The organism is Parafrankia sp. EUN1f (assembly GCF_000177675.1).
Classification (GTDB): domain Bacteria; phylum Actinomycetota; class Actinomycetes; order Frankiales; family Frankiaceae; genus Parafrankia.
Genome location: NZ_ADGX01000026.1, coordinates 1 through 13,351 on the forward strand (window position 1 = coordinate 1; position 13,351 = coordinate 13,351).

9 protein-coding genes are annotated in these 13,351 nt (G+C 72.9%); 3 read left to right on the plus strand and 6 right to left on the minus strand.

The genetic code is table 11. The annotated features are described in order from the left end of the window. From FREUN1FDRAFT_RS10345 to FREUN1FDRAFT_RS10355, 3 genes are all read right to left on the minus strand, one after another. A partial coding sequence (locus FREUN1FDRAFT_RS10345) for a glycosyltransferase family 39 protein (protein ID WP_006539972.1) occupies positions 1-1,678 on the minus strand: 1,678 nt, incomplete at its 3' end. A gap of 52 nt (positions 1,679-1,730) precedes the next feature. Further along, the gene (locus tag FREUN1FDRAFT_RS10350; RefSeq protein WP_006539973.1) at positions 1,731-3,896 is read right to left on the minus strand and encodes a cell wall metabolism sensor histidine kinase WalK; all 2,166 of its coding nucleotides are present in this window, start codon (positions 3,894-3,896) and stop codon (positions 1,731-1,733) included. Positions 3,897-3,909: 13 nt separating this feature from the next. Continuing rightward, the gene (locus FREUN1FDRAFT_RS10355; protein WP_035951215.1) at positions 3,910-4,605 is read right to left on the minus strand and encodes a response regulator transcription factor; all 696 of its coding nucleotides are present in this window, start codon (positions 4,603-4,605) and stop codon (positions 3,910-3,912) included. 398 nt (positions 4,606-5,003) lie between these two features. Between FREUN1FDRAFT_RS10355 and FREUN1FDRAFT_RS39655 the strand changes: the two genes are divergently transcribed. From FREUN1FDRAFT_RS39655 to FREUN1FDRAFT_RS10370, 3 genes are all read left to right on the plus strand, one after another. Then, a complete protein-coding gene (locus FREUN1FDRAFT_RS39655; protein ID WP_198144291.1) occupies positions 5,004-5,684 on the plus strand; it encodes a hypothetical protein in 681 nt (226 codons plus the stop codon). 198 nt (positions 5,685-5,882) lie between these two features. Further along, entirely contained in the window at positions 5,883-6,593 is a 711-nt protein-coding gene (locus FREUN1FDRAFT_RS10365) for a response regulator transcription factor (protein ID WP_006539976.1), read from the plus strand. A gap of 49 nt (positions 6,594-6,642) precedes the next feature. Further along, a complete protein-coding gene (locus FREUN1FDRAFT_RS10370) occupies positions 6,643-7,056 on the plus strand; it encodes a response regulator transcription factor (protein WP_006539977.1) in 414 nt (137 codons plus the stop codon). Positions 7,057-7,234: 178 nt separating this feature from the next. Here FREUN1FDRAFT_RS10370 and FREUN1FDRAFT_RS10375 read toward each other — a convergent pair whose 3' ends face one another. Genes FREUN1FDRAFT_RS10375 through FREUN1FDRAFT_RS10385 form a run of 3 tightly spaced genes read right to left on the minus strand, consistent with a single transcriptional unit; the run spans position 7,235 to position 12,707 of the window. Beyond that, a complete protein-coding gene (locus FREUN1FDRAFT_RS10375) occupies positions 7,235-9,931 on the minus strand; it encodes an ABC transporter permease (protein WP_232295137.1) in 2,697 nt (898 codons plus the stop codon). Positions 9,932-9,963: 32 nt separating this feature from the next. Beyond that, positions 9,964-11,901: a histidine kinase gene (locus FREUN1FDRAFT_RS10380; protein ID WP_006539979.1), complete on the minus strand. Its 1,938-nt coding sequence runs from the start codon at positions 11,899-11,901 to the stop codon at positions 9,964-9,966. Beyond that, positions 11,898-12,707 carry an ABC transporter ATP-binding protein gene (locus FREUN1FDRAFT_RS10385; protein WP_006539980.1) on the minus strand — a complete coding sequence of 270 codons (810 nt, stop codon included), beginning with the start codon at positions 12,705-12,707 and terminating at the stop codon, positions 11,898-11,900. Before FREUN1FDRAFT_RS10385 ends, FREUN1FDRAFT_RS10380 begins: the two co-directional genes overlap by 4 nt. Between the last annotated feature and the right edge of the window lie 644 nt (positions 12,708-13,351).

A 13,351-nucleotide genomic window follows, 5' to 3' on the forward strand; every position in this document is an offset into this window, starting at 1 on the left:
CGCGGGGCAGCCAGCGGAAGACCACGAAGAGCAGCGCCGCGGCGAAGCCGATGATCAGCACCGCCCAGCGGATCCACGGATGCCAGTCGGGAGTGCGGTTCAGCAGGACGTAGGACCAGATCGCCGTCAGCGTCAGCGTGCCGGCCAGGGTGGCCGTGGCGAGCGGGTGCTCCCGCCGGCGCCACAGAACCGCGGCGCCCATGCCGACGAGCGCGCCGACGGCCGGCGCGAGCGCCACCGTGTAGTAGGCGTGGAAGATGCCCTTCATCCGGCTGAACACGATCATGGTGATCAGCAGCCAGCCGCCCCAGACCACGAACGCCGCGCGGGCCGGATCCGTCCGGGCTGCCCGCCTGGTCACCCACAGGCCCGCGACCAGCAGGACGAGCGCGGTCGGGATCAGCCAGGAGATCTGGGTACCGATCTCCGAGCCGAACATCCGGCCCCAGCCGGTGGAGCCCCACATGCCGCCACCGCCGCCACCGCCGCCGCCGCCACCGCCACCGCCGACACTGCCGGTCTCGTCCCCGGTGAGGCGGCCGAGGCCGTTGTAGCCGAGGGTGAGCTCAAGAATGCTGTTGTGCTGCGATCCGCCGATGTACGGGCGCGACGACTCCGGGACGAGCTCGACGATCGCGATGAACAGGCCGGCGGGGACGACGAGGCCGAGGGTCCCGGCACCGACCTGCCAGAGCCGCCGGGTGAAGGGGGTCGGTGCGAGGGCCAGGTAGGCGATCGCCAGCACCGGGACGATCAGCAGCGCCTGCAGCATCTTCGTCAGGAAGCCGAAGCTGATGAACACACCGGCCCACACCAGCCACCGGGTGCTGGCGGTCTCGATGGCGCGCAGGGTCGCGTACACCGAGGCGATCAGCAGGAGAACCAGCAGTGCGTCCGGGTTGTTGAAGCGGAACATCAGCGTCGCGACCGGGGTGAGCGCGAGGACCGCCCCGGCGAGCAGCGCGGCGCCCGCGGGGAACGCCCGGCGCACGGTGAGGTAGAGCAGCCCGACCGAGCCGACGCCCATCAGCGCCTCGGGGACGAGGATGCTCCAGGAGTTCACCCCGAAGATGCGGGCCGACAGCGCCATCACCCACATCGCGGCCGGCGGCTTGTCGACGGTGATGGCGTTCCCCGCGTCGGACGACGCGTAGAACATCGCCTTCCAGCTGACCGAGCCGGCCTGGGCCGAAGCCGAGTAGAAGGCGTTCGCCCAGCCCGAGGCGCCCAGGTCCCACAGGTAGAGCACGGCCGTCGCCACCAGCAGCCCGAACAGCGCGGGACGCACCCAGCGCGGATCGTCCGGACGCCCCCGCACCAGCCGGGAGAGCCGACCGCCGTCCGCCGCGTCCCTACCGGAAGCCGGGCCGGGACCTGAAGCCGGGCCGGGCTGGTCGGCGGGCGTTCCGGCTCCCGTTCCGGCTCCGGCACCGCCCCAGGCCGTGTCCGGCGGCGGGGCCTGCCGCACCGGCCGGCGCAGGTCCGGCAGGGTCGCCTCGCTGGACCAGAGGAAGGTGGGCTGCTCCGGCTCCGGGCCCGGGTACAGGCCGTCGCGTCGGGCGGGCGAGAGGCTGGCACCACCCGGGGTGGAGCTGGCGGCGGGCCATGGCCCGGCCCCCACTCCCCCCGGAGGACCGGCCTGGTCGGTCGGTAGTGGCGACGTCGGTGAGCTCGGCATACGTATCAGGCTCGGCCGGGGACCTTTCCGGTCCTTGTGATCGGCCTGTGCGTCACCTGTGAGGGTGGGCGTCCCGGCGGGGAGCGTGGACGATCTCCTTCGCCCGGGCTCGGCGGCCACGCCCCGGCCCGCCGCCCGGATGGGCCGCGCTCGGACGGCCCGGCGCCGCAGTCTCCGTCCCGGCCGACATGTGCGTGGTAACAGGCCCGGCAGCAGGTTCGGCAACGGGCCCGGCGACGGTTTCGGCAAGGGGCCTGGTCGTGCGGGCAGGTTGCGGTGGGACAGCCTGCTCGGCCGCAGGGGAGGACGCCGGTCCGGCCCCTCCGGCCCCTCCGGCCCTTCCGGCCCTTCCGGCGCCGTGCTCGGCGAGGTCAGGCATCCAGCCGGCCGGGTCAGCTTCCTGCCCCGTGGTGAGCGTGAGGTCGGGCCTCGGCCGGTAGCGGGGGCCGGTGGCCGTGCCCACCGGCAGGAGAACCGTGAACACGGTCTGGCCGGGACGGCTGGCCACCTCGACGCGGCCGTGGTGGGCCTCGACCACGGCGGACACGATCGACAACCCGAGACCGGTGCTGCCGGCGGCGCGTGAACGTGAGCTGTCACCCCGGGCGAACCGCTCGAAGACCTTGGGAAGCAGCTCGGGCGGAATCCCCGGCCCGTCGTCGATCACCTGCAGCACGGCACACCAGACGAGCGGCCCGGGCATGCCCGGGGGTGCGAAGCTCCCGGGCGGCGCCGGCCGGGCCTGGGTGGTCAGCCGGGCAGTCACCCGGGTTCCCGGCGGGGTGTGGGTACGGGCGTTCGCTAGCAGGTTGGTCAGCACCTGGTGCAGGCGTGCGGGGTCACCGGTCGTCGTGACCGGCTCGCTGGGCAGGTCGAGCTCGAAGCGGTGCGTGGGCGCGGCGACATGGGCGTCGCTGACGGCGTCCACGACCAGCCTGGACAGGTCGACGGTCTCCCGGACCAGCGGCCGGCCGGAGTCGAGGCGGGCCAGCAGCAGCAGATCGGAGACGAGCGCGGTCATCCGCGCGCTCTCGGACTCGACCCGCCCCATGGCGTAGACGACATCCGGGGGAACCGTGGCCTTGGTGCGCCGGGTGAGTTCGGCGTACCCGCTGATCGCGGCGAGCGGTGTGCGCAGCTCGTGACTGGCGTCGGCGAGGAACTGGCGCATCCGGGTTTCGCTGGCGTGCCGGGCGTCGAACGCGTCCCCGATGTGGCCCAGCATCCGGCCGAGCGCGGCGCCGACCTGCCCGACCTCGGTACGTGGGTCGGTGTCGACGTCCGGCCCGAGCGTCGGAAGGTCGACGGCGCCGCGGTGCAGCGGCAGCTCGGCGACCCGCGCCGCCGTCGCCGCCACCCGGCTCAGCGGGCGCAGCGTCCTGCGGACGATCGCCCCACCCGCGATCGCGGCGGCGAGCACGCCGAACGCCGCGACGGCCGCTCCGATCGCCGCGGTCCTGGTCAGGGTCGCGTCAACCTCGTTCATCGGCAGACCCGTGACCAGGATCCGGCTTCCGTCTCCGGAGAGGCGGGCCGTCAGTCTGTAGTCGCCGTGGCCGCCGATCGTCCGGGTGTGTGCGACGCCGTCCAGTGGAATCTGGGCCACCGTCGTCGCATCGGCGCCCGTCAGCGCGATCACGGACCCGTCGTCGCTGAGCCAGGCGGTGACCTTGTCGACTAGTTCGTCGACGTTCGGACTGAGTGCCGCGGGCGGGTCCTCGGGGCCGGCGCCGGGTCTGAAGGGAACCTGGCCGCGGAGCTCGACGACCGCCCCGAGGGTGCCTGACACCTGGCGGTCCAGAAAAAGGGTCAGCTGGTCGGATACGGACAGCTCGGACGTGCTGGAACCGTTACCGGCGCCAGTACCCGGGCGGAGACCGGCTCCGGCGCCGGAGCCGACGACGCCCGGTGGAAATCCGGTCTGTGCGGCGATGTAGGGCATATTCCAGCGGCGGTCCGCGTCGGCCAGCCGCTCGTCGAGTCGGTCGATGAGGACGCCGCGCAGCGCCACCAGCGTGACGAAGACGATCAGCGCCGACATGACGGCGAGGAGTGCGAGCAGGAGCGCCAGTAGCCGGGTACGCAGCGACCAGCCGGCCGGGCCGCGCCGCCGCCGCACGCCGACGGGCCCGCCAGCGTGGTGACTGGCGGTGTGGTGGCTCGCGGTGTGGTGGCTGAAAGTGGGCTCGCCGGGGATGCCGGCGGGGGCTTGCGTCATTGCGGCGGCCGGCTCAGGTCGCCGGGCGGAGCACGTAGCCGGCGCCACGCATGGTGTGGATCATCGGCTGCCGGCCGACGTCGATCTTCCGGCGCAGGTAGGAGACGTACAGCTCGACGACGTTCGCCTGCCCGCCGAAGTCGTAGTTCCACACCCGGTCGAGGATCTGCGCCTTGCTCAGCACCCGGCGGGGGTTGCGCATGAAGAACCGCAGCAGCTCGAACTCGGTCGCGGTCAGCCGGACCTCCTGGCCGGCGCGGCTGACCTCCCGGCTTTCCTCGTTCATGATGAGGTCGCCGACGACCAGCGTCGCGCCGTCGCTGAGCGTCGAGCGGTGCAGCCGGCGCAGCAGGCCGCGCAGCCGGGCCACGAGCTCCTCCAGGCTGAACGGTTTCGTGACGTAGTCGTCGCCACCCGCGGTCAGGCCGGCCACCCTGTCCTCGACCGCGTCGCGGGCGGTGAGGAAGAGGACGGGCACGTCCGGACTCTCCGCGCGCAGTTTGCGGAGCACCTCGAGGCCGTCCATGTCCGGCAGCATGATGTCGAGGACCACCGCGTCGGGGCGGAAATCTCGGGCGACCTTCAGCGCGCCGCGCCCGTCCGGGGCGGTCTGTACTTCCCAGCCTTCGTACCGCAGTGCCATGGACAGCAGCTCCGAGAGGGTGCTCTCATCGTCAACGACAAGGATGCGGGGGCTCGACGGCTGCATGTCGTCAGAATGCGACCGCTTCCTGTGGGATTGCTGAAGATCATCTGTGTACTGGCTGTGTTCCTTCGCGCCCCTGCGGGATGCCGGGAGGCTGGTGCGATCACACATCCGGCACCTAGCGTCGTCACAGGTCGCTCACAGGTTCGCGGCGAACTCTCCTCCCGACGGCGCGGCACTGACCCGCCGGGACGAGGAGCACGGACATGAGTCACGTCGGTCCGACCGACCCGCCCGCGTCCCCGCCAGCCGGTGGGCCGCCCTCGCCGTCAGCCGGGGGAGAGGCTCAGCTTCCGGCACTGTTCCAGCCCGCGCAGCCACCATTGCCCGCGCAGCTGCCATTGCCCGTGACGCCACCATTGCCCGTGACGCCACCATTGCCCGTGACGCCACCATTGCCCGTGACGCCACCAGCGCCCGCGACGTCACCAGCGCCCGCAGCGCCGCCTGTGATCGCGGCGCCGCTGCCGGAGCCGTGGCAGACCTCGGGCCGGTGGGCCTGGCCGACCCCGAACCAGGGCTCTCCGAGCACGGGTGGTTCGAGCCTGGATGGCCCGCCGCCCGTGGTGGGGGCCGCGACCGGTCCGGTGCCGCCCGCGTCGGCGAAATCCGCGGGGCCGCACACCTGGGGCCTGGGCCGCACGCTCGTGGCCGGGGCCATCGCGATCGCACTCGGTGTCGGCGGGGCGGCCGCCGTGAACGCCAGCAGCCTCGGGGACAGCCAGGGCGGTGGCGGCTTCGGCGGCGGCAGGCAGTTCATCAACCAGCTCGGCAACCAGTTCGGCGGCACCGGCAGCCAGGGTGGCCAGGGCTCCACCGGCCAGGGCAGCCAGGGCTCCACCGGGCAGGGTGGCCTGTCCCAGGGGCAGGGCGGCCAGTTCCAGGGCCAGTTCCCCGGCCAGGGCGGTCAGTTCTCGGGCCAGGGTCAGGGCCTGGGGCAGGGCCAGGGACAGGGCCAGCAGCAGGGCGGGACGACCGGTCAGGGCTCGGTTCCCGGCGGTGGTTCGAGTGGATCGAGCGGATCGAATCAGGCGGATCCCACCGCTGACAGGGGCGGCGGCCCCGTCCCACACCTGGTCTGACCGGTCCGCTCGCGCAGCGGGTCACGGTTGTGCCGACATTCGAGCTCACCGAGCGGGGACGCGGTGGCACCGAAACCGGAACGGCGGTCGCGGCAGCCTGATCGGCACCGCCGACTGTCGCAAGGAGGTCACGTTTTCGGACACCAGTCGTGTTCGCGTGGCTGTTTGCGTGTACCTGGGCGGGCCTAGAGTGGTCCAATGGCCGTTCGTGTGATTCTCGCTGAGGACAATGCCCTGCTCCGGCATGGTCTTGCGACCCTTATCGAGCGGGCAGACGGCCTGGAGCTGGTCGGAACGGCGACAGATCGCCCGTCGCTGGAGCAGGCCGTCCTCGACCATGATCCGGATGTGGTGGTCACCGACATCCGGATGCCGCCGTCCAGGTCGGACGAGGGCATCAAGGTCGCCGGGTGGCTGCGTCGCGAGCGGCCCCGGGTCGGCGTGGTCGTGCTCAGCCAGCATGCCGAGGCCACCTATGCCCTGGCGTTGCTGGAAGGCGGATCGGCTGGCCGCGCCTACCTGCTCAAGGAGCGGGTGGCCGGGGTGGACGACCTGCTGCGGGCCATCCGCGCCGTCGCGGCCGGCGAGTCGGTGATCGACCCGGCCGTGGTCGAGGGGCTCGTCGCCGCGAGCGCGCGCAGGCAGCCCAGCGAGCTGGAAAGGCTGACGCCCCGGGAGCTGGAAGTGCTCAGCCACATGGCGCAGGGCTGGAGCAACGCGGCGATCGCGGCTGCGCTGGTGCTGTCCGAGCGCGCGGTGGAGAAGCACAGCAACTCGATTTTCGCGAAGCTCGGCCTGACCGACGAGCCGGATCTGAACCGGCGGGTCAAGGCGGTTCTGCTCTTCCTGCACTCGGGGAACCATCCGGCCGGCGGGCCGACGGGGAAGGTAGCCACACCGACGTCATGACATGGCTGCACCCTTGGGCGCCGGTGCCCGCTGCGGCGAGACTAAGGACATGAGCTCCTCCCCGTCGGTCTCCGTGCTGGTCGTCGACGACCAGCGCCCCTTCAGGCTGGCCGTGCGGGCGGTGCTCCGCCGCTCAGCGGGCTTCGTCCTGGCCGGTGAGGCGGAGACGGGCGAGGACGCCCTGACCGCCGCCGCGCGGCTGCGCCCGGACCTGGTGCTGATGGACGTGAACCTGCCGGGCATCAACGGAGTGGTCGCCGGTTCGCGGATCCAGCAGGACGCGCCGGGCACGGTGGTCGTCCTGTGCTCGACCTACGGCCGGACGGATCTGCCGGCCGCCGTCGCGGACAGCGGCCTGGACTACCTGTGCAAGGAGGACCTGGCGCCGAGCGTGCTGCGCGACATCTGGCGCCGCCACGGTCCGGACGGCCCGCCGGATGCGTATGCGCCCGCTCCTGTCTAGAGCGGCGCCTCGCTCGGCAGCAGCGGCGGCTCGTAGTCGCAGCGCGATGATCCGATGATTTCGGTCGTTCCAACAACCAAGATCCTCAGGTCTTGCTTGGCAGCAGCGGCAGGCCGGAGTTCGGGATTCGGCTACACGTCTCGACACGTCTCGACCATCCGCTCTGGCCGTGCCCGGATCACTCGCGGCGCAGCAGGGCGCCGGGGAGCAGCCGCGCGGCCCGTGACGCCGGTGGCGCGGCGAGGATCAGGCCGATCAGGATCACCGCCGGCGGCAGTGCGACGAGCAGGCTGACGGGGACCGCCGGGCTGGTGGCGACGCCGGTGGCGGTGGCGATCTCCCACCAGGCCAGACGCCCTAGCAACAGGCCGAGGGGAACACCGACCGCGACCGCCAGCGCGGTTGTCACGCAGGACGTGACCAGCGGAATCCGGGCGGTCTGGGCCGGTGTGAAACCCAGCGTGCGCAGGATCGCGAGCTCGCGCTGCGCGTGGCGGCAGGTGGTCCCGACCGCGTGGCCGGCCGCGGCGACGGCGAGCGCGGCGAGCACGGTCTGCAGCATCGCGGGCAGCCGGCCCATGCCGCCGAGATTGGCCACCTCGCCGGGGGCCCGCCCGGTATCGATCTCGTATTCGGTTCCCAGCGTCGCGGCGAAGGTCGCGGGGTCTGTCTCCGGGATGGCCCGGACCAGCGCGCTGCGCATCGGCTGGGTCCGCTGGATGCGGGTCAGCATGTCCGGGGCCACGAGCATGCTCCCGCCGAGGCGTTCACCGCCCAGGACCGGGCCGACCCCGATGCCGACGACCTGGAGCTGGGCGTGGCCACCGGTGTTCGTGGCCACGCTGAGATGGTCCCCGATTCCGAGGCCGAAGTGGCTTGCGGTGCGTGGGCCGAGAGCGACCTGGTTCGTCCGGGTCGGCCGGGCACCTTCGAAGATCGTCCAGCCGACATCCGGGCCGGCAGCCGTGCCGGCGGCGGGGAGTGGCTTGGCGGAGAGCGCGTAGACGGTGACGTCCTCGCCGGGGGCGACGTCCCCGCGGCCGATCGCGCCCGGACCGGCGTCGCCGGGGCCGCTGGCCACCTCCGGTTCCGGTGACGGCAGCGCGTGCCCCTGGTCGTCGATCTCGATCGTCGCCGTCGAGACGTCGAGCATGCTGACCGCGGCGACCCTGGGGTCGTCGGCGAGCTGGGCGATGATCTTCGGTCGGGCGTCGGTGACCTCCAGGTCCGCGTTCCGGCCGTAGCGGTGCGGCTCGTCGACCAGGCGGTTCATGCTGGTGGCGATGGTGGCGGCGGCGATCAGGGCGATGATGCCGATCGCCGGGCCGGTGATCGGTGGGCGCCGGGCGGCGACCGGACGGTCCTGCCCCCGGGCGAGCGCGAACGAGGCACCGAGCCACAGCCAGAGCGGGCCCCGCCGGCCCACCACGCCGCGGGTTGTGCGGGTCGCTGGCGAGATCGGTCGCCTGATCGACGACGAACGCCCGCCGAGCACGGCACCCACCGGCCGGCCCGAACCCGGACTCGCACCGACGCCGACGCCGACGCCGACGCCGACGCCGGTGCCGGTGCCGGCCGAGGACCGGCCCGGGAACGGCGCGGACTGGGCTGGAAACAGCCCCGCTCGGCCCGGAAAGCGGGCGGCTCGGCCGGCCGGCCTCGCTCGGCTGAGCCGGGCGGGCCGGTGACCGGCCCGCACCGCGGTTGTGGCGGCGAGCAGCAGAGTCGTGATGATTCCCGCCGCGGCGGCGAGGCAGGTGAGCACGGTGTGCCCGGCATAGCCCGGGTGCGGCTCCATGCCGGCCAGTGGTCCCAGCGGCTCCAGCCGGCCTGCCAGCAGCGGCCCGGCCGTGGCGACCGTGCCGGCGACGACCGCGGCGGGCAGCGCCGCGAGTGTCCGGGCTCCGGCCCGCCCCAGCGTGGGCAGGCCGAGCATCGCCTCGATGTGCTGAGTCCCGGCACCGAGGGCGTGGTGGCGGTAGAAGGCCTGGCCGCTGGCCGCGAGCCCGGCCACGCCGACGACGGCGGCGAAGACGATCAGCCCGGTGATGAGGACCCGCTGGGTCGCCGCGATGCGGGCGTCTCCGTCCGTCGCCGGCCGAGAGACCTGCAGGGTGGGGAACTCCCGGGCGAGCGGGTCGGTGCTCAGGCTCTGGCCGAGGCGCCGCAGCGCGGCGGTCGCGGCGCCCATGGCCTCGGGCCCGGGTTCCAGCCGCAGCATGACCACGGTCGTCACGGCGTCGAGCTTCTCGACGAGCGCCGGCGTGACCATCACGGGCATCTGCCGCGCGTTCTCGCCGGCCGTGCGGGTCAGACCCGTGACGACCAGCTTCAGCGTCGGTCCGCCCGGTGTCCCGAACCCGGTGTCGAAACTGATGTAGTCGGATTCAGTGAGCAGGCGCAGTGTGATGGTGTCGCCGACACCGAATCCCCACCACGCGGCCGCACGTTCGTCGAGCAGCACCTCGTCGGGTGACCGTGGGTCGTAGGCGCGCCCCTCGACCACGACCGGCTTGTACAGCTCCCGCGGGCCGCCGGTGTCACCGATCAGGCCGAGATAGGCGACCGCCGCCCGGTCCTCTATGCGCCCGACCGCGCCGACGGTCGTCCACGAGTCGACGACGCCCGGGACGCCCGCCACCCGATCCGCCAGGCCCGGATCGTGGCGGAGGTAGCTGGTGACCTGTAGATCGGGCACCGCGGAGGCGCGTTCGAGGCGATCATGTGCCGTGGCCGTGCGGCGGATCAGCGTGGCCGTGCCCGTGACCATCGCGACGACCAGGCCGAGGAGCACGCCAAGCGCCGTGAGCGCGAGCCAGCGCCGGCGCAGCTCGTCGCGCGCGATCATCCGGATCGCGCCCAGAACGCCTCTCACCTCGGAACCGCGGTGCGTTCCGATACCAGGGATCACCTCGGAACCGCTGATTCGGGGTGCCCGGCGGCATCCCCGGCTCGCGCGGCATCCCCGGCTCGCGCGGGATCCGTGGACTGGCCGAGTGCGGTGGACCCGCGGAGATCCGCCGGCCGCCATGATCCGTCGCCGGGGTTGCCCCGGAAGACCGAGACCGGAACCACGCCGTGCACCTGGGTGCCCGCACCGAGCGCGGATTCCCAGCGCAGGGTCCCGCCGATGGCGCCGATCCGGTCCGCCATGTTGGTCATGCCGTGGCCGCGTTCCAGCCGTCGCGGGTCGAATCCGGCGCCGTTGTCCTGCACGCTGAAGGTCAGCGCGCCCTCCCGCTCGGCGAGGACCAGCTCCACCGAGCACTCCGCGGCGTGCTTCGCGGCGTTCTGCAGCGCCTCCAGACAGCAGAAGTAGACGGCGGCCTCGATGTCAGCCGGGTACCGGCCGATCTCGTCGGCCCGCACCGTGACCCCGACCGTCGAGCGCTGGCCGGCGGCGCGCAGGGCTTCGGTCAGCCCGGAGGAACGCAGCAGCGGTGGGTAGATGCCGTGGGCGAGGTTGCGGACCTCGGTGATGGTCTCCGCCACCTGCTCGGCCATGGCCGCGAGCAGCTCGTCGGCCGCGGCGGCGTCCTCGTTCCGGCGGGCGGCGTTGTCGGCGCTGTCAGCGTCGCCACCGGTGGCGCCGTCGGCCCCGTCCATGCTGTCGGCGCTGTCGGCCACCAGGTCACGGACCAGCCGGAGCCCGACGGCCAGCGAGACGAGCTGCTGCTGGGCCCCGTCGTGGAGGTCCCGCTCGATCCGCCGCCGTTCGGCGTCCGCGGTCGCCACCAGTCGCGCTCGCGAGACTCGCAGCTCGTCGTTGGCATGGCGCAGGTCCGCCAGCGCGTCCCGCAGGTTCGCGTCCAGCTGCCGGTTGTGCAGGACGGTGCCGAGCCGGGTGCCGAGCTCGGCGAGCATGCGGTCCTCGGGCTCGGAGAAACGGGGCGCCTCCAGCGGCCTGCGCACCACGATCATGCCGAGCAGCGCTCCGCCGGCCCGTGCCGGGATCACCCGCAGCTGGGCGTGCTCGTGCATCCGGGCGAGCACCGGCACCCACAGGGACAACCAGCCCGGGCCGGCCACCCGGGTACGGGAGAGCGCGACGCGGTCGCTCACCGTGAGTGTGATCGTCGAGCCCACCTCGACGAGGCGGATGTCCTCGCCGGAGCCACCACTGGGACCCGATCGCGCCGCATCCGTGCCCGAAGCGCCGGGAACGCCTGAAGCGCCGGGAACGCCTGAAGCACCGGGAGCGACTGAAGCACCGGGCGTGCCCGGATCCGTGGTCGGATCGTTGCCTGGCAGGCCGCCGGAGCCCTCGGGCAGCACGACCGCCGCGGTGAGCTGCCCGGCGGCACCGGTCCAGATCTCGACCCGCTGCAGCGAGAGGCTGCGCCGGAGCGCCTCGCCGAGCCCGCTGAGCGTCTCGTCGAGGTCGGCTCCCCGGCTGGCGTCCTCGCCGAACCTGCGCAGGACGTCCTCTGGCTCGTACCGGGCTCCTCGGACCACGTCGAGGACCACATTCGTGGCGCGGGTCCGTGCGCGCGTGGCGGTGATCGCGGCGAGGGCGGTGGCGATCAGCACCGGCCCGGTGAAGTCGTCCCCGCCGTCGAGTGGGCGATGCCCGAGCACGGCTATCGCGGCGACCAGGCCCAGCGCCGCGATCCCTGCGAGGCAGGCGAGATCCGCGGCGATCATCAACAGCCGCTCCGACCGCCGCCGCGCCCACGGCAGGGCGCCGGCACCCACCCCCGCGACGAGCAGGACCGCGTCGACCGAGACCGGTACCGACCAGGCGGGGTCCGCGCCACCGAGCAGCCGCGGCACGGCGCACGTCGCGGTCACCGCCACGGCGGTCAGCACCGCGGCCGACAGCAGCTGCCGATGCGGGCCCGTCATGAGCCGGCCCCGGGCCGTTCGGACACCCGACCGTCGCGCATGGTCACGATGCGCTCGGCGCCGGCGGCGACCTGATGGTCATGGGTGACCATCAGGATGGTCTGGCCGCGCCGGTGCAGGCGGGTGAACAGGTCCAGCACCTCGGCGGCGCCGGCCGAGTCCAGCGCGCCGGTCGGTTCGTCCGCCAGCAGGACGGTCGGCTCGTTGGCCAGTGCCCGAGCGATCGCCAGGCGCTGGCGCTGGCCACCGGACAGCGTGCCGGGCAGCGAGTCGGCGCGTTCGAGCAGCCCGAGCAGATCCAGCAGGTCATGCCCACGGCGCACCGCCGCCCGCCGGCCGACGCCGGACAGCCGGGCCGCCAGGACGACATTGTCCGCGACCGTCATCGTCTCCAGCAGGTGGAAGAACTGGAAGACCATGCCGATATGGCGTCGGCGTAACCGCGCCAGATCGGCCTCGGACCGCGACGCCAGCGACATCCCGGCGACGGTCACCGAGCCGTCGTCGACATGCTCGAGGCCGGCGACGACGTTCAGCAGGGTCGACTTGCCGCTCCCGGACGGACCCATCACGGCGACGAACTCGCCGTGCGCGACGGTCAGCCCCGCGCCACGCAGCGCGTGCACCGGTGCCGTGTCGGCGGCGAAGGTCTTGTAGACGGAACGTAACAGGACGGCGGCGTCGCCGGTTCGGGCGTCGCCGGTTCGGGCGACGCCGGACTGGGCGTCGGCCAGGCCAGGCCGCGGCGGCACCTGCGAGATCGGCGAGCTCTGTGGCGCCTGCGGTGTGGCAGGTGCGTCTGACACCGGGTCCGCCCCCCTCACCCTCGCAGTGCTGCTCGGGCGTCCTGTCCTCGGACGCCCGTCAGATTGCTCATTTCACCCGATGCCGGCCCGCGGGGGAACACCCATCCTGGGTTTCGGGTGGCCGGGTGTTCCGGCCGACCGCCGAAGTGCAGGCGTCACCCCGCATCATCGACGTCGCTGTGGATCAGGCCGCCCATGCTGCCCATATTGCCCGTTCTGCTCCCTGCCGTCTGTTGCGGAGCAAGATCTGAGGATTTTGGTCGTTCCCACGACCATGATCGTCAGGTTATGCCTGGCAGCAGGCTGCGGGCCGGGGTCAGGTGGGGTTGTGAGTCCGCAAGATCTGAGGATCTTCGTCGTCGTCACGACCGGGATCCTCAGGTTTTGTCTGGTGGCAGCCCCGGCCCCGCGCCGCAGCGAGCGGGTGAGCGGGCGAGCGACCGGGTGAGCGGGTGAGCGGGTGAGGGTGGACGGTGCCTTCGGTGAGGCCCGGGAGGTCCGGGTCCGGGTGTGCCGTCAAGGGCCGGACTGCTCGTCCGGCGGCGGTCCGAGTGCCGTTGCCGCCGGTGCGAATTCAGCTGGTCGGTGTCCCCTCATGCCGAGAAAGACCTTGCGTCGCAAGGGGAATGGTTCGTGTGCTGTGG

What these genes read in the sequence shown, in the direction of transcription:
- FREUN1FDRAFT_RS10365 (WP_006539976.1), top strand. Translation starts at nt 5,883, where the DNA reads ATGGCCGTTCGTGTGATTCTCGCTGAGGACAATGCCCTGCTCCGGCAT.
- FREUN1FDRAFT_RS10370 (WP_006539977.1), top strand. Translation starts at nt 6,643, where the DNA reads ATGAGCTCCTCCCCGTCGGTCTCCGTGCTGGTCGTCGACGACCAGCGC.
- FREUN1FDRAFT_RS10355 (WP_035951215.1), bottom strand. Translation starts at nt 4,605, where the DNA reads ATGCAGCCGTCGAGCCCCCGCATCCTTGTCGTTGACGATGAGAGCACC.
- FREUN1FDRAFT_RS10350 (WP_006539973.1), bottom strand. Translation starts at nt 3,896, where the DNA reads ATGACGCAAGCCCCCGCCGGCATCCCCGGCGAGCCCACTTTCAGCCAC.
- FREUN1FDRAFT_RS10380 (WP_006539979.1), bottom strand. Translation starts at nt 11,901, where the DNA reads ATGACGGGCCCGCATCGGCAGCTGCTGTCGGCCGCGGTGCTGACCGCC.